Here is a 14,560-nt window from a genome sequence, read left to right as displayed (position 1 = left end):
GCAAGGGCTGGCCAGCAACTTGCTGTTGCAAAGTCGTCATGCGGGTTTACACGAAACCGCTATCGCTCTCCGTTACAATTGCGGCCATGACAAACTTTGTCTGGACCCTGCGGGTGTACTGGGAAGACACCGACGCGGGCGGCGTAGTGTTCTACGCCAACTACCTGAAGTTCTTCGAGCGCGCCCGCACCGAGTGGCTGCGTGCGCTCGGCATCGAGCAGCAATCACTCGCCGACGAGGCGGGCGTGGTCTTTATCGTCCGCAGCACGGCAGTGGACTACAATGCGCCCGCCCGGCTGGATGACCAGCTCGAGATCCGCACGCGCATCGACCGGGTCGGCCCGGCGTCGGTCCAGTTCACCCAGGAAGCCTGGCGTGGCGAGCTGATGCTGGCCTCTGGCGCGATCCGTGTTGGGTGTGTCGATCGAAGCACTTTCCGTCCCGCCCCGATTCCCGACCCCGTTCTAGCTACCATCAAGTCCGCACGATGAATCCCGTGACCGTCACGCAAGACATGTCGATCGTAACGCTGGTGCTCCACGCCAGCCTGCTGGCACAGGCCGTCATGGCGCTGTTGCTCGTCATGTCGCTGTTTTCGTGGACCTATATCTTCCGCAAGCACCTGGCGCTGCGCTCGGCGCGCACCCAGACCGAGGGGTTCGAACGCGACTTCTGGGCCGGCGGCGACCTGCAGGCGCTATATAACAGTGCCGTCAACAACCGCCACAACACCGGCGCGCTGGAGCGGATCTTTGAATCCGGCATGGGCGAGTTCCTGAAGGCGCGTGAGCGCGGCAACGAAGCCGGCGCGCTGCTCGATGCGGCCCGGCGCGCGATGCGCGCGGCCTACCAGCGCGAGATGGATGTGCTGGAATCGCATCTGCCGTTCCTGGCGTCGGTGGGTTCGGTGAGCCCGTATATCGGCCTGTTCGGCACGGTCTGGGGGATCATGAACGCTTTCCGCGGCCTGTCGAATGTGCAGCAGGCGACGCTCGCATCGGTGGCCCCCGGTATTGCCGAGGCGCTGGTGGCGACCGCGATCGGCCTGTTCGCTGCCATTCCCGCTGTGATCGCCTACAACCGCTATGCCACGGAGATCGACCGCCTGGCGATCCGGTTCGAGAGCTTCATGGAGGAGTTCCTGAACATCCTGCAACGGCAGGCGCGTTAACTGCAACGTATCGAATCTAATCCAGACGGTCCGGGCGCAAGCCCGGGCCGGCGTTTCCAGGAGTCCTGCAATGGCAGCCATTCAGCGCCGTGGCGGCTCGCGCCGCCGGGCCAGCGCCGACATCAATGTCGTGCCGTACATCGACGTCATGCTCGTGCTGCTGGTCATCTTCATGGTGGCGGCGCCGATCGTGAGCCCCGCCACCGTCGACCTGCCCACCGTGGCCAACGCCACGCCGCAGCAGAAGGCGCCGCCGATCGTAGTCACCGTGCACGAGAGTGGCCAGCTGACCGCGCGCGGCAAGGACAGCGCCGGCAATGCCTTCGAGCGCAAGCTCGACAAGCAGGGCCTGCTCGACTTCGTGCACCAGCGCCAGAACGAGAATCCCGACCAGCCGGTGGTGATTGCCGCCGACCGCGCGGTCAAGTACGAGGCGGTGCTGGACGTGATGTCGATCCTGAAAGCCGACGGCGTCAAGCGCGTCGGCCTGATGGTCAAGTCCAAGACCTCCTGACGCATTGAAGCGCCTATCTGATTGCCGTTGCGCCTGATGAAGACCGTCGCCGCCTATCCCTACCAGCCGGTCAAGGAGCGGGGAACCCTGCGTTCCTTCCTGTTCGCGCTCTTCATGCACATGCTGCTGGCTGTCGTGCTGTACTACGGCGTGCGCTTGCAGAGCAGCACCCCCGTCGGCGCCGAGGCCGAGCTGTGGGAAGAGATTCCGGCCGCCACCGCGCCCCCGCCGCCGCCGGAGCCGGTGGTGCAGCCGCGCCCGGCCCCGCCGCTGCCCGAGGTGAAGAGCAAGGTCGAGGACGACGCCGACATCGCGCTGGAACGCCAGAAGCGCCGTGCCGAGGCGGCGGCGCGTGAAGAGGCCGAGCGCAAGCAGGCGGCTGCCCGCAAGGAAGCCGAGCGTAAAGAGGCGGAACGCAAGGAAGCCGCGCGCAAGGAAGCGGAGCAGCGCGAGGCCGAGCGCAAGGAAGCCCAGCGCAAGGACGACGCGAAGAAGAAGGCAGCGCAGCAGGAACAGCAGCGCAAGGAACAGGCCGAGCGCAAGGAAGCAGAACGCAAGGAAGCGGACGCCAGGGCCAAGGCCCAGGCGGACGCCAAGGCCAAGGCTGACGCCGAGAACAAGGCCAAGGCCAAGGCGGATGCCGACGCCAAGGCCAAGCGCGAGGCTGCGGCCAATGCCCAGCGCAAGAGCGAGCTGGCGCGCCTGCAGGCGCTGGCCGGCGGCTCCGGCGCGGGCGGCGGCGGCGTGGGCAGTACGGCCGGCGCGGGTGCCGGCGGCGGTGGCAAGGCGTCGCCGGGCTATGCCGACCGCGTGCGCCGCCGCGTCAAGCCGAATATCGTCTTTGGCGAGGACGTGCCGGGCAACCCGACCGCGGTGGTGTCGGTGCAGCTGGCGCCGGATGGTTCGCTGCTGTCAGCGCGGCTGTCCAAGTCCAGCGGCAACTCGGGCTGGGATAATGCCGTGCTGCGCGCGGTGGAACGTTCCGACCCGCTGCCGCGTGATGAGAACGGCAAGGCGCCGGCCAGCTTCACCATTACCTTCCGTCCGAAGGACTGAGTGGCCTCGGCGGCATGATTTGCAACATAATGCAACCTTCATCGCCGGGTCTTGGTCCCAGCGCTAGCATGACAGGTTGCCTGACGCGGCCGGCAGGGTGCGATACGCACACAGACGGGGCATGCGCCACGCGCTGCAATGCCGCATTTGCCCGTGTTGCCGATTGCCTGCCGTGCCCGACGAAACTTGAAATCGACTGAGGAGCAGCATGCGAAAGCTTTGGGCCCCCAACTGGCTGTCCGCGAGGCGGCACAACGCAACCCAACCCGAATCCCAACGCACCATCGGCCGGCATCCGCTGGCCGGCCGCCGCGCGCTGATGGCCTGGCTGGCGGCGGCGATGACGATGGCAGCCGGCGCCGCGCACGCGCAACTCAACGTTGAGATCTCCGGGGTCGGCTCCAGCCAGATCCCGGTTGCGACCGCCAACTTCCAGGGCGAGGCCCAGGCCCCGCAGAACCTGACCGCGATCATCCGCGCCGACCTGGCGCGCAGCGGGCGCTTGCGCAATGTCGATCCGGGCGGCGCCACGGTGGCGGAATCCGCCAATGTCGACCTGGGCAGCTGGAAGTCGCGCGGCGCCGATGCCTTCGTCGCCGGCAGCGTGACCCCGGCCGCCGGCGGCAAGTATGAGGTCCGCTTCCGCCTGTACGACACCGTCAAGGGCCAGAGCCTGGGCGGGCTGGCCTTTACCGTCAACCAGTCCCAGCTGCGCGTGACCGCGCACAAGATCGCCGACTACATCTATGAAAAGCTGCTCGGCGAGCGCGGCGTGTTTGCCACGCGCCTGTCCTACGTGTCGAAGGTCGGTGGCCGCTACCAGCTGCTGATTTCCGACTCCGATGGCCAGAACGCGCAGGTGGCGCTGACCAGCAACGAGCCGATCATCTCGCCGTCGTGGTCGCCGGACGGCGCGCGCGTGGCCTATGTTTCGTTCGAGGCCAAGAAGCCGGTGGTGTATGTGCACGACCTGGCCAGCGGCAAGCGCACCCTGGTGTCGAACCAGAAGGGCAACAACAGCGCGCCGTCGTGGTCGCCTGATGGCCGGCACCTGGCGCTGGCGCTGTCGCGAGACGGCAATACCCAGGTCTACCAGGTCAATGCCGACGGTTCCGGCATCCGCCGCCTCTCGCGCAGCAGCGCCATCGACACCGAGCCGCAGTATTCTCCGGACGGCAAGAGCATCTACTTCACCAGCGACCGCGGCGGTGCGCCGCAGGTCTACCGCATGCCCGCTTCCGGCGAGGAAGGTGGCGGTGCGCAACGTGTCACCTTCAAGGGCAGCTACAACGTCAGCCCGCGGGTTTCGCCGGACGGCAAGTACCTGGCGTACATCTCGCGCGCGGGCGGCTTCAAGCTGCAGCTGCAGGACCTGAGCAACGGCGACGTGACGTCGCTGACCGATACGGCCAACGACGAAGCGCCCAGCTTTGCCGCCAACGGCAAGTACATCCTCTATGCCACCCGCGTGGGCGGTCGCGCGGTGCTGGCGGCGGTTTCCACTGACGGGCGTACCCGGCAGGTTCTGTCCCTCCAGTCCGGCGATGTTCGCGAGCCGTCCTGGGGTCCTTTCATGCAATAACAGGAGTCATTCACCATGCCCCAACTGATGAGCAAAACCCTTGCCGTTGCCGCACTGCTGGCCCTTGGCGCCTGCAGCTCCGGCGTCAAGCTGGACGACACCGCCAAAGCGGGTGCCGGCGCGGGCACCGGTGCCGATCCGCGCGCAGTGACCCCGGTCACGGCCGCCGATCCGCTCAACGATCCGAACAGCCCGCTGGCCAAGCGCAGCGTGTACTTCGACTTCGACAGCTACACGGTCAAGTCCGACTACCAGGGCATGCTGGGCGAGCACGCCAAGTACCTGGGCTCGAACAAGGGCCGCAAGATCCTGATCCAGGGCAACACCGACGAACGCGGCACCAGCGAGTACAACCTGGCGCTGGGCCAGAAGCGCGCCGAAGCCGTGCGCCGCTCGCTGGCTTCGATGGGCGTGCCCGACGGCCAGATGGAAGCCGTCAGCCTGGGCAAGGAAAAGCCCAAGGCCACCGGCCATGATGAAGCCTCGTGGGCCGAAAACCGCCGCGCGGACATCAACTACTGATCTCTGATCTCTGATCTCTGGACTGCCTTTCATGAAAGCACGCGTTTCCACCCTGTTGTGGCTCGCCGCCGTCGCCGGCGGCGGCATGCTGCCGCTGTCGCAGGCGCATGCCGGAGTGTTCGATGATGACGAGGCGCGCAAGGCGGTCATCAGCCTGCGCGACCAGTTCAACGGCTTCCAGGCGACCGCGACGCAGCGCATCGAGCAGAACAGCCGCACCACGCTCGACATGCAGAACCAGCTCGAGGGCCTGCGCCAGGAAGTGGCGCGTCTGCGCGGCCAGAACGAAGTGCTGCAGAACACGGTGGACACGCTGCAGAAGCAGCAGAAGGACTACTACGCCGACCTGGACGCGCGCCTGAAGAAATTCGAGCCGCAGCAGGTCACCGTCGAAGGCCGCGAAGGCCTGTCGCAGCCGGGCGAAAAGCCCGAATACGATGCCGCGCTCAAGCAGTTCCAGGCGGGCGACTTCAAGAGCGCCGGGAGTTCGTTCTCGGCGTTCGTCAAGAAGTACCCGCAGAGCCCGTACGTGCCGCTGGCGCAGTACTGGCTCGGCAACTCGCTGTATGCGCAGCGCGACTACAAGGGCTCCACCTCGGTGCTGCAGACGATGATCAATAACAACCCGACGCATCCCAAGGTGCCGGACGCGATGATCGCGGTCGCCAACAACCAGCTCGAGTCCGGCCAGAAGGCGGCCGCGCGCAAGACGCTGGAACAGGTGGTGGCCAAGTATCCGGGCACCGAAGGCGCGCAGGCGGCCAGCAACCGGCTGAAGACGTTGAAGTAACACCGGAAGCGGCCGGCTTGCCCGGTCCTGTCTGCAAGGCCCGCTTCGGCGGGCCTTTTTCTTGGGTCGCGCTAAAATAGCCGATTCGCCTGAATCTTTTGCGCGCCGAGGCGGCGCGCTTCCCATCATGACCAAACGCGCCATCGTCCTGCTGTCCGGCGGACTAGACTCCGCCACCGTACTCGCCATGGCCCGCGCCCAGGGCTTCGAGACCTATGCGCTGTCGATGCGCTATGGCCAGCGCCACTCCTCTGAGCTGGAAGCCGCCAGGCGCGTGGCGGCTGCGCTGGGCGCCACCCGCCACGAGATCATCGACCTGGACCTGCGCCGCTTCGGCGGCTCGGCGCTGACCGACGACGCGCTGGCGGTGCCGACCGACGGCGCTTCCGACGGCATCCCGGTCACCTACGTGCCGGCGCGCAACACCATCATGCTGTCGCTGGCGCTCGGCTGGGCCGAGGCCGTCGGCGGGCGCGACCTGTTCTTCGGCGCCAACGCGGTCGACTACTCCGGTTACCCGGACTGCCGCCCGGAATACGTTGCGGCCTATGAGACGCTGGCCAACCTCGCCACCAAGGCCGGGGTCGAGGGCGACCGCTTCCGCGTGCATGCGCCCATCATCGACATGACCAAGGGCGAGATCATCCGTGCCGGCATCGCGCTGGGGGTGGACTACAGCCTGACGGTGTCGTGCTACCAGGCCGACGACGACGGCCGCGCCTGCGGCGTGTGCGATTCGTGCCGCATCCGCCGGGCCGGCTTTGAAGCCGCCGGTGTGCCCGATCCCACCCGCTACCAGGCCGCTGCCTGATCACAAGCCGACGTCCACGCCCCCTACATGCCTGAAATCGACCTCGCCGCGCTCTCGCGCACCGTGCTGCTGAGCACGTTCATCCTGACCTTCCTGTTTGGCGCCGTGCTGCAGCGCACGCACTTCTGCACCATGGGCGCGGTCTCTGACATCGTCAACATGGGCGACTGGAGCCGCATGCGCATGTGGGTGCTGGCGATCGGCGTGGCCATGATCGGCACCGGCGTGCTGGCCTGGACCGGCGCGATCGACCCTACCAAGACCATCTACACTGCCAGCAAGCTGGGCTGGCTGTCGGCGCTGGCCGGCGGGCTGATGTTCGGCTTCGGCATGGTGCTGGCGTCGGGCTGCGGCAGCAAGACGCTGGTGCGTATCGGCGCAGGCAACCTGAAGTCGCTGGTGGTCTTTGTCTTCCTGGGCCTGTCGGCCTACATGACGCTGCGCGGGCTGTTCGGCGTGGTGCGAGTGAATACCGTCGATGCGGTGGCGCTGACGCTGCCCACTACGCAAGACCTGCCGTCCATGCTGGCGCAGGGCACGGGGCTCGCGCGCGGCGCGCTGCAGCTGGGCCTGGGCCTGGCGCTGGGCGGCGTGCTGGTGCTGTGGGCGCTGGCGGGCCGCGGCTTCCGCTCGTTCGACAACCTGCTTGGCGGCATCGGCGTCGGGCTGATCATCGTGGCAATGTGGTATGTCTCGGGCCACCTCGGCTATGTAGCCGAAGACCCCAATACGCTTGAGGAACTGTTCGTCTCGACCAACAGCGGCCGCATGGAAAGCCTGAGCTTTGTCGCACCCTATGCCTACACGCTCGACTGGCTGATGATGTTCAGCGACAAGAGCAAGGTGGTGACGGTCGGCATCGTCAGCGTGTTCGGCGTGATCGCCGGCGCGGCGGCCTATGCCCTGGCCACGCGCACGTTCCGCTGGGAAGGCTTCGGCAATGCCGAGGACGTCGCCAACCATATGGTCGGCGGCATCCTGATGGGTGCGGGCGGCGTGACCGCGCTGGGCTGCACGGTCGGGCAGGGCCTGTCGGGTGTGTCGACCCTGGCGCTTGGCTCGTTTATCGCGCTGGCGGGTATCCTGGCCGGTGCAGTGCTGGCATTCCGCTACCAGATATGGCGTCTGGAGCGCATGGCCTGAGGAGCGTGCTTGACACATCGAGAACCGCATCCCTATAATCGCGGTTCTGTTTTTTCGGGTCGTTAGCTCAGTCGGTAGAGCAGCGGACTTTTAATCCGTTGGTCGCGTGTTCGAGTCACGCACGACCCACCAGTATTACGAAGGGCCTGTGGCGCAAGCCACAGGCCCTTTTTGCGTCTGGCATGCCCCGCTAACGGGGGAGGCCTTTAACTAGTTCGAGGTAGAGACTTAGGCCTGCCTGCGCAGCACAATGGGTCAGCCGCGGCGTGTTGACCGCGGTCCATCAGAACGGCCGCGAGACACGGCCCACCAACAAGACCCTATGCGGCAAGCAGGCGTTTCCTTGCCGGCCAGCGGGCACGTGCTGCGCATTATCTGGCCGTTCGTACCGGTGGTCGTTGCGCTGGCGTTGTTCAGCATCGCCAGCCTGGACCTGTTGTCGGCCGCGCGCGCCTTTGTCGCGGGCGAGAGCCAGTGGTCCAGGGGCCAGAAGAACGCCGTGCTGCACCTGCTGCGCTACGGCGAGGATCGCGATCCGGCGGATTTCGAGGCATACCTGGAGTCGATCGCGATCCCGCTGGGCGACCACCGCGCGCGCCTGGAGCTCGACCGCGACGAGCCTGACCTGGAGCGCATCCATGAAGGGCTGCTTGCCGGCGGCAACCACCCCGAAGACATTGCGCGGATGGTGCGGCTCTACCGGAATTTCCGCCATATCCAGGAGGTCGATGCCGCGATCCGCGTGTGGGCCGCGGGCGACATCGAGATCTCTGCGCTGCACGAACAGGCACTGACCCTGCGCCGGCTGACCCGCCAGCCCGGCTGCGGGGATGAGTGCGTGGCGCCGGTGCTGCGCAATATTGCGCAGATCGACGCCAGGCTGACGCCGCTGGAGCGGGCCTTTTCGGGCCATCTGGGCCAGGCCTCGCGCCGCGTGACGCGGCTGCTGACCACCGGCAGCGCGGTGATGGCGGCCGCGCTGCTGATGTCGGCGATCCTGCTGTCGGTGGCGCCGCTGCGGCGCGAGCGCCGGCTGCGCGAGGCGCTGGCGCAGCGCGAAGAGCAGCTGCAGCTGGCGGTGGAGGGCAGCAACGACGGCCTGTGGGACTGGCATCTCGGCCGCGGCGAGCTGTACTTCTCGCCGCGCTGCGCGCAGATGCTGGGCTACCAGGACGCCGAACTGCCGCATGCGCGCGAAACCGTGCTGGGCCTGCTGCATCCTTCCGAGCTGGCAGCCTTCGAGGCCAAGCTGGCCCACCATCTGCGCAGCGGCGAGCCCTACGACGCCGAATTCCGCCTGCGCAACCGCGCCGGCGATTACCTGTGGGTACGCGCCCGCGGCCGGCTGGTGCGCGGGGCGGGGCGCCGGCGCGCGCGCATGGCGGGGTCGCTCACGGATATTTCCGACCACAAGCGCTACGAGACCCAGCTCTTTGCCGAGAAGGAGCGCGCCCAGGTCACGCTGCAGGCCATCGGCGACGCGGTGGTGACAGCCGATGTGTGGGGGCGCGTGGAATCGCTCAATCCCGCGGCCGAGGCCCTGACCGGCTGGCGCGAAGCCGACGCCCGCGGCCTGCCGCTGAGCAGCGTGTGCGTGCTGCGTGACGAGGAAAGCCTGGCGCCGCTGCCCGATATTGTCACGCTGGCGTTGCGGCAGCGCTGGCGCAGCCGGTCGGCGCAGCTGGTGCAGCGCGATGTGTCCGGGCTGCCCGGACAGGCGCTGGCGGTCAAGCCATCGGTGGCGCTGATCCGCGACCGTGCCGCGCAGGCCATCGGCGTGGTGGTGGTGCTGCACGATATCAGCCAGGAACGCGCCCATGCGGCGCGGCTCGCGTACGAGGCCAGCCACGATGCGCTGACCGGCCTGGTCAACCGCGCCGAGTTCGAGCGCCGGCTGGACGCGGCGATCACGCGGGCACGGGTGCAGGGCACTACCCATACGCTGATGTACCTGGACCTGGACCAGTTCAAGGTGGTCAACGACACTTGCGGCCATGCCGCCGGCGACGAACTGATCCGGCAGATGGCTGAGGTCATGCGCAGCCAGCTGCGCCTCAGCGACACGCTGGCCCGGCTGGGCGGCGACGAGTTCGGCGTGCTGCTGGAGCAATGCGGCCACGCCGACGGCGAACGCGTGGCCGAGGCCTTGCGCCACGCCATTGCCTGTTTCCGCTTTGCGCATCGCCAGCGCACCTTCACGCTGGGTGTCAGCATCGGCCTGGTGACGCTGGATCGCCAGACCGTCAACGTCGCCGAGGCGCTGAGCGCGGCCGACGCGGCCTGCTATGTGGCCAAGGAGGGCGGGCGCAACCGTGTGCAGGTCTACCATCCGCTGGACAGCGTGGTGCAGGCGCGCCACGGCGAGATGGAGTGGGTCAGCCGCGTGCATGCGGCGCTGGCGGCTGGCCGCTTCTGCCTGTACTCGCAGGAGATCGTGCCGGCGCACGATGGCGCACTGCCGCAGACGGGCCGTCATGTGGAACTGCTGCTGCGCATGGTCGATGAACGCGGCCGGCTGGTGCCGCCGATGGCCTTTGTGCCGGCCTGCGAGCGCTACAACCTGATGCCGATGATCGACCGCTGGGTGGTCGAGACCGCGTTTGGCACCCTGGCGGGACGGCAGGCGGAGATTGCCACCTGCGCGATCAACCTGTCAGGCTCGTCGCTGGCGGACCTCCAGTTTCCCGATTTCGTGCGCGAGCAGGCGCAGCGCTTCGGCATCGCGCTGGACGGCATCTGCTTCGAGATCACGGAAACCGCGGCGATCTCCAACCTGGCACAGGCCGGCGCGTTCATCCTGCAGTTGCAGCAGCTGGGCTGCAAGTTTGCGCTGGATGACTTCGGCGCGGGCATGTCGTCGTTCACCTATCTCAAGCATCTGCCGGCGGCCTACCTGAAGATCGACGGCAGCTTCGTGCGCGACATGCTGGCCGACCCGGTCAACCTGGTGATGGTGGAGGTGATCCAGCGCATCGGCCACGCCATGGGCAAGCAGACCATTGCGGAATTCGTCGAGGGCGAGGCCATGCTCGAACGGCTGCGCGAGCTGGGCGTGGACCTGGTGCAGGGCTACCACATTGCTTCGCCGGTGCCGTTTGCCCCGGCGGATCCCAAGGCCGGTGACCGGCCGGCGCTGGCGCTGGCGGGCTGAGCCGCCAGGCGCGGCGGCGGGTCAGGGAACGAGCGGATCGCGGAAGCCGGTATCGGCGCCGGGCGGGGTGCCGGCCGGCGCGGGCGTCGGCGCGGTTGCGGGTGGCACGGCCTGGTGCCTGGCCTCGCGCCAGGTGTTGTACACCCAGTAGGCGGCGCCGGCTGCCAGGCCGACCTTGGACAGCTTCCAGGTCCAGCGCAGCACCGGCGTGCGCTTGACCAGCGGCAGCGCCAGCGTCAATACGGTGCTCAGCAGCGGGTAGTCCTTGGTCATGCCGACCACTTTCATCCACGACCCCGGACGGGCGATGCGCGGCAGCCAATGGCCAATAGTGCCCAGGCGGTGCGCGCCACCCCGCACCTCATGCAGGGCCTGCAGGCAGTCGTAGCGTTCCAGCGCGGCGCGGGTCAGCAGCAGTTCCTTGCGCACCGCCAGCGGCAGGCGCACCTCTTGCGTGAACCGGGCCCGCCGCGGGTGATTGCGGCGGTCGTGTCCGGCAGCGCTGTGGTCGGGTTCCAGGGGGCTCATCGGCGCAGGATCTCCCGGTCTTTGTCGATTTCGGCGAGCGTGGCCTCCAGCATCGGCGGGGCGTTGCGCACCAGGTTGCGTGCGTACGCGAGGCAAATCGCGCACAGCACGAGATAAAGGACCGTCAGTGCGCCCAGTGCCTGCCAGCGGTAGGTGTCCCAGAACAGGATGGCGATCAGCCCGGTCAGGGTGACCAGCCCGATGCCAAAGAACACCAGGCCGAAGCAGGCCAGCAGCGCGACCTTCATCAGGCGCGTGCGTTCCTCGGCAAGCTCCACGCTGGCGAGTTCGAGGCGGGTCTGGATCATTGCCACCAGCGAGCCGGCCAGGTTGCGCACGGATTCGAGGAACTTGGGGGAAGGGGGGGATTCGCTCATGCGGCTCCGGCGTGAAAGAGCGGCGCGACGGCGAGGCCGTACGCGCCTTTCCAGCAGGCGGGGCCGGGTTTGGCGCCATGGTGTGCCGCCAGCTCCGGCCACTGGCAACCCGATGACCGGGTTGCCGCTCAGGCGCGGCACCAGCATGCCGCGCCGGGTTGGAATCGCTTACTTGCGGTTCAGCAGCAGACCGATCAGCAGGCCTACGCCGGCCGCCACGCCCACGGCGCGCCACGGGTGGTCATGCACGTAGTCGTCGGTGGCGCGTGCCGCGGCCTTGCTCTTGGTCACGACGGCGTCTTGCAGGTCCTGGGCCTTTTCCTTGGCTTGCTTGAGCAGGCCCATGCCACGCTCGCGCAGTTCGGCGGCCTTTTCCCCGGTGGTCGAGGCGGCTTGCTTCAGCAGTTCCTCGGCGTCGGACAGAACGGTCTTGACATCGCTCATCAGTTTCTCCTGTTTGCGGGCGGTTGGTTCGGTTTGTGCGGATTCTGACATTTTCTACGCTCCGAGGCTAACGGCATTTGTCGGTCTGATACTTAGCATATGTGGCGGGCGGCGGTGGTTTCAAGGCTACACGCCAGCAAGCGCGACTCTGCAGTGCCTGGTATCGCAAGCATGCCGGAAAGCACGCGTGATCAATGTCACAAAATGTCTTTATGACTTCGAGTGATTTTGTAGTGACTTTATATTCGTTTGGGTTGGATATCAATCCGGATACTCTGGTTCCACCCCGAAATCAGGAGAACAGAACATGGCTTTGCGTCTTGGCGATATCGCCCCGGACTTCGAGCAGGATTCGAGCGAAGGCCGCATCCGCTTCCATGCGTGGCTTGGCGACAGCTGGGGCGTGCTGTTCTCGCACCCGGCCGACTACACCCCGGTGTGCACCACCGAGCTGGGCCTGACCGCGAAGCTGAAGGATGAATTCGCACGCCGCGGCGTCAAGGCGATCGCGTTGTCGGTGGACAACGTGGACTCGCACCGCGGCTGGATCCAGGATATCAACGAGACTCAGTCGACCACGGTCAACTTCCCGATCCTGGCCGATGGCGACCGCAAGGTGTCGCAACTCTACGACATGATCCACCCGAACGCGAACGAGACCCTGACGGTGCGCTCGCTGTTCATCATCGACCCGAAGAAGAAGGTGCGGCTGATCATCACCTATCCGGCCAGCACCGGGCGCAATTTCAACGAGATCCTGCGCGTGATCGACTCGCTGCAGCTGACCGACAACCACAGCGTGGCCACGCCGGGCAACTGGCAGGACGGCGACGACGTGGTGATCGTGCCCTCGCTGAAGGACGAGGCGGTGATTCGCGAGAAATTCCCCAAGGGCTACCAGGCGGTGCGTCCGTACCTGCGCCTGACGCCCCAACCCAACAAATGAACGCGGCCCCGCGTGAAGGCGGGGCCGGCGTGCAGGACAGGTGTTTTATCGACGGGGGCAGCCTCGTCGTCTCCTTGGTAGTGTGCTTGGCCCGGCCTTACAGCCGGGCCTTTTTACTGCGGAGAGCCTGTGCGCAAGTCGCGGATGACGATCAGAAGAAGGCCTGCAGGCCGGTCTGGGCGCGGCCCAGGATCAGCGCGTGGATGTCGTGGGTGCCTTCATAGGTGTTGACCACCTCCAGGTTCACCACGTGGCGGATCACGCCGAACTCATCCGAGATGCCGTTGCCGCCCAGCATGTCGCGCGCCACGCGGGCGATGTCGAGCGACTTGCCGCACGAGTTGCGCTTCATGATCGAGGTGATTTCCACCGCGGCGGTGCCTTCGTCCTTCATGCGGCCCAGGCGCAGGCAGCCTTGCAGGCCGAGTGTGATCTCGGTCTGCATGTCGGCCAGCTTCTTCTGCACCAGCTGCGTGGCGGCCAGCGGGCGGCCGAACTGCTTGCGGTCCAGGGTGTACTGGCGCGCGGTGTGCCAGCAGAATTCGGCGGCGCCCAGCGCGCCCCAGGCGATGCCGTAGCGGGCCGAGTTCAGGCACGTGAACGGGCCCTTCAGGCCGCTCACGCCCGGCATGATGTTCTCTTCCGGCACGAACACCTGGTCCAGTACGATTTCGCCGGTGATCGAGGTGCGCAGGCCGACCTTGCCGTGGATGGCAGGTGCCGACAGGCCCTTCCAGCCCTTTTCGAGGATAAAGCCGCGGATCGCTTCCTTGCCGTCGTCGCCTTGCAGCTTGGCCCAGACCACGAACACGTCGGCGATCGGCGAGTTGGTGATCCACATCTTGGCGCCGGTCAGCTCATAGCCGCCGTCGACCTTCTTGGCGCGAGTGACCATCGAGCCCGGGTCGGAGCCGTGGTTCGGCTCGGTCAGGCCGAAGCAGCCGATCCATTCGCCGGTGGCCAGCTTGGGCAGGTACTTCTGCTTCTGCGCTTCGGTGCCGAATTCAAAGATCGGCACCATCACCAGCGACGACTGCACGCTCATCATCGAGCGGTAGCCCGAATCGACGCGCTCGACTTCACGCGCGATCAGGCCGTAGCTGACGTAGTTCAGGCCCGGGCCGCCGTATTGCTCCGGGATGGTGGGGCCGAGCAGGCCCAGTTCGCCCATCTCGCGGAAGATTTCCACGTCGGTCTTCTCGTTGCGGAACGACTGCAGCACGCGCGGCATCAGCTTGTCCTGGCAGTACGCCGCGGCGGCGTCGCGCACCATGCGTTCGTCGGCGGTCAGTTGCTGGTCCAGCAGCAGGGGGTCGGCCCAGTGGAATTCGGCGTTGGCAGCCATGCAGGTCTCCTTCGGTAGCGCGGGGGAAGCATCGGGGGCGGGGCGAATGGTCGCTTGCCGCACCGGCGCTTCCGGGAATCATGACGGGTTCGGTGATCTTCGCGGAGGGTTTTTATGGTTCCGCATTGCGGAACTGTGTTCCGTTGAATTAGTATATCGCAATGGTTTTGCCGTGCAACA

At 66.8% G+C, this 14,560-nt stretch carries 15 protein-coding genes and 1 tRNA gene; 12 read left to right on the top strand and 4 right to left on the bottom strand.

Going from position 1 to position 14,560, the window contains the following annotated elements; all coding sequences use genetic code 11:
• Window positions 1–86 precede the first annotated feature (86 nt).
• The 11 genes from ybgC (at window position 87) to AC1Q6V_RS05750 (ending at window position 10,740) form a co-directional block, all read left to right on the top strand.
• Window positions 87–491 (top strand): tol-pal system-associated acyl-CoA thioesterase, encoded by a 405-nt coding sequence (gene ybgC / locus AC1Q6V_RS05800; protein ID WP_010813741.1) that lies wholly within the window; start codon window positions 87–89, stop codon window positions 489–491.
• Complete coding sequence (gene tolQ / locus AC1Q6V_RS05795) at window positions 488–1,171, top strand: protein TolQ (protein WP_011615851.1); 684 nt, start codon at window positions 488–490, stop codon at window positions 1,169–1,171. Before ybgC ends, tolQ begins: the two co-directional genes overlap by 4 nt.
• A 70-nt stretch (window positions 1,172–1,241) precedes the next feature.
• Window positions 1,242–1,685, top strand: coding sequence for a protein TolR (gene tolR, locus AC1Q6V_RS05790; protein WP_010813739.1), 444 nt, complete (start codon window positions 1,242–1,244; stop codon window positions 1,683–1,685).
• 36 nt (window positions 1,686–1,721) lie between these two features.
• On the top strand, window positions 1,722–2,741 hold the full coding sequence (tolA, locus tag AC1Q6V_RS05785) for a cell envelope integrity protein TolA (protein ID WP_454751173.1): 1,020 nt from the start codon (window positions 1,722–1,724) through the stop codon (window positions 2,739–2,741).
• A gap of 208 nt (window positions 2,742–2,949) precedes the next feature.
• Entirely contained in the window at window positions 2,950–4,323 is a 1,374-nt protein-coding gene (gene tolB / locus AC1Q6V_RS05780) for a Tol-Pal system beta propeller repeat protein TolB (RefSeq protein ID WP_454751172.1), read from the top strand.
• Between the two features lie 15 nt (window positions 4,324–4,338).
• Entirely contained in the window at window positions 4,339–4,845 is a 507-nt protein-coding gene (pal, locus tag AC1Q6V_RS05775) for a peptidoglycan-associated lipoprotein Pal (RefSeq protein WP_010813736.1), read from the top strand.
• A 31-nt stretch (window positions 4,846–4,876) separates the two neighbouring features.
• Window positions 4,877–5,635 carry a tol-pal system protein YbgF gene (ybgF, locus tag AC1Q6V_RS05770; protein ID WP_010813735.1) on the top strand — a complete coding sequence of 253 codons (759 nt, stop codon included), beginning with the start codon at window positions 4,877–4,879 and terminating at the stop codon, window positions 5,633–5,635.
• 127 nt (window positions 5,636–5,762) lie between these two features.
• A complete protein-coding gene (queC, locus tag AC1Q6V_RS05765) occupies window positions 5,763–6,446 on the top strand; it encodes a 7-cyano-7-deazaguanine synthase QueC (RefSeq protein WP_011615849.1) in 684 nt (227 codons plus the stop codon).
• 27 nt (window positions 6,447–6,473) lie between these two features.
• Window positions 6,474–7,589 carry a YeeE/YedE family protein gene (locus AC1Q6V_RS05760; protein WP_010813733.1) on the top strand — a complete coding sequence of 372 codons (1,116 nt, stop codon included), beginning with the start codon at window positions 6,474–6,476 and terminating at the stop codon, window positions 7,587–7,589.
• A 56-nt stretch (window positions 7,590–7,645) separates the two neighbouring features.
• Window positions 7,646–7,721 (top strand) — tRNA-Lys (locus AC1Q6V_RS05755).
• Window positions 7,722–7,839: 118 nt separating this feature from the next.
• A complete protein-coding gene (locus AC1Q6V_RS05750) occupies window positions 7,840–10,740 on the top strand; it encodes an EAL domain-containing protein (protein ID WP_052181593.1) in 2,901 nt (966 codons plus the stop codon).
• A gap of 21 nt (window positions 10,741–10,761) precedes the next feature.
• Here the strand turns inward: AC1Q6V_RS05750 and AC1Q6V_RS05745 are convergent, their stop codons facing one another.
• The 3 genes from AC1Q6V_RS05745 to AC1Q6V_RS05735 form a co-directional block, all read right to left on the bottom strand.
• Entirely contained in the window at window positions 10,762–11,268 is a 507-nt protein-coding gene (locus tag AC1Q6V_RS05745; RefSeq protein ID WP_011615846.1) for a DUF3318 domain-containing protein, read from the bottom strand.
• Window positions 11,265–11,645 (bottom strand): phage holin family protein, encoded by a 381-nt coding sequence (locus AC1Q6V_RS05740; RefSeq protein WP_010813730.1) that lies wholly within the window; start codon window positions 11,643–11,645, stop codon window positions 11,265–11,267. Before AC1Q6V_RS05740 ends, AC1Q6V_RS05745 begins: the two co-directional genes overlap by 4 nt.
• Before the next feature lie 168 nt (window positions 11,646–11,813).
• Entirely contained in the window at window positions 11,814–12,140 is a 327-nt protein-coding gene (locus AC1Q6V_RS05735; protein WP_010813729.1) for an ElaB/YgaM/YqjD family protein, read from the bottom strand.
• Between the two features lie 256 nt (window positions 12,141–12,396).
• Here AC1Q6V_RS05735 and AC1Q6V_RS05730 point away from each other — a divergent pair, with 256 nt between their 5' ends.
• Window positions 12,397–13,035 (top strand): peroxiredoxin, encoded by a 639-nt coding sequence (locus AC1Q6V_RS05730; RefSeq protein ID WP_010813728.1) that lies wholly within the window; start codon window positions 12,397–12,399, stop codon window positions 13,033–13,035.
• Window positions 13,036–13,186: 151 nt separating this feature from the next.
• Here the strand turns inward: AC1Q6V_RS05730 and AC1Q6V_RS05725 are convergent, their stop codons facing one another.
• Window positions 13,187–14,380: an acyl-CoA dehydrogenase gene (locus AC1Q6V_RS05725; RefSeq protein ID WP_010813727.1), complete on the bottom strand. Its 1,194-nt coding sequence runs from the start codon at window positions 14,378–14,380 to the stop codon at window positions 13,187–13,189.
• Window positions 14,381–14,560 lie beyond the last annotated feature (180 nt).

The organism is Cupriavidus sp. GW823-FHT07B10 (assembly GCF_058794355.1).
Note: the sequence above shows the minus strand (reverse complement) of the source record. Positions and strands in the feature narration are given on the sequence as shown.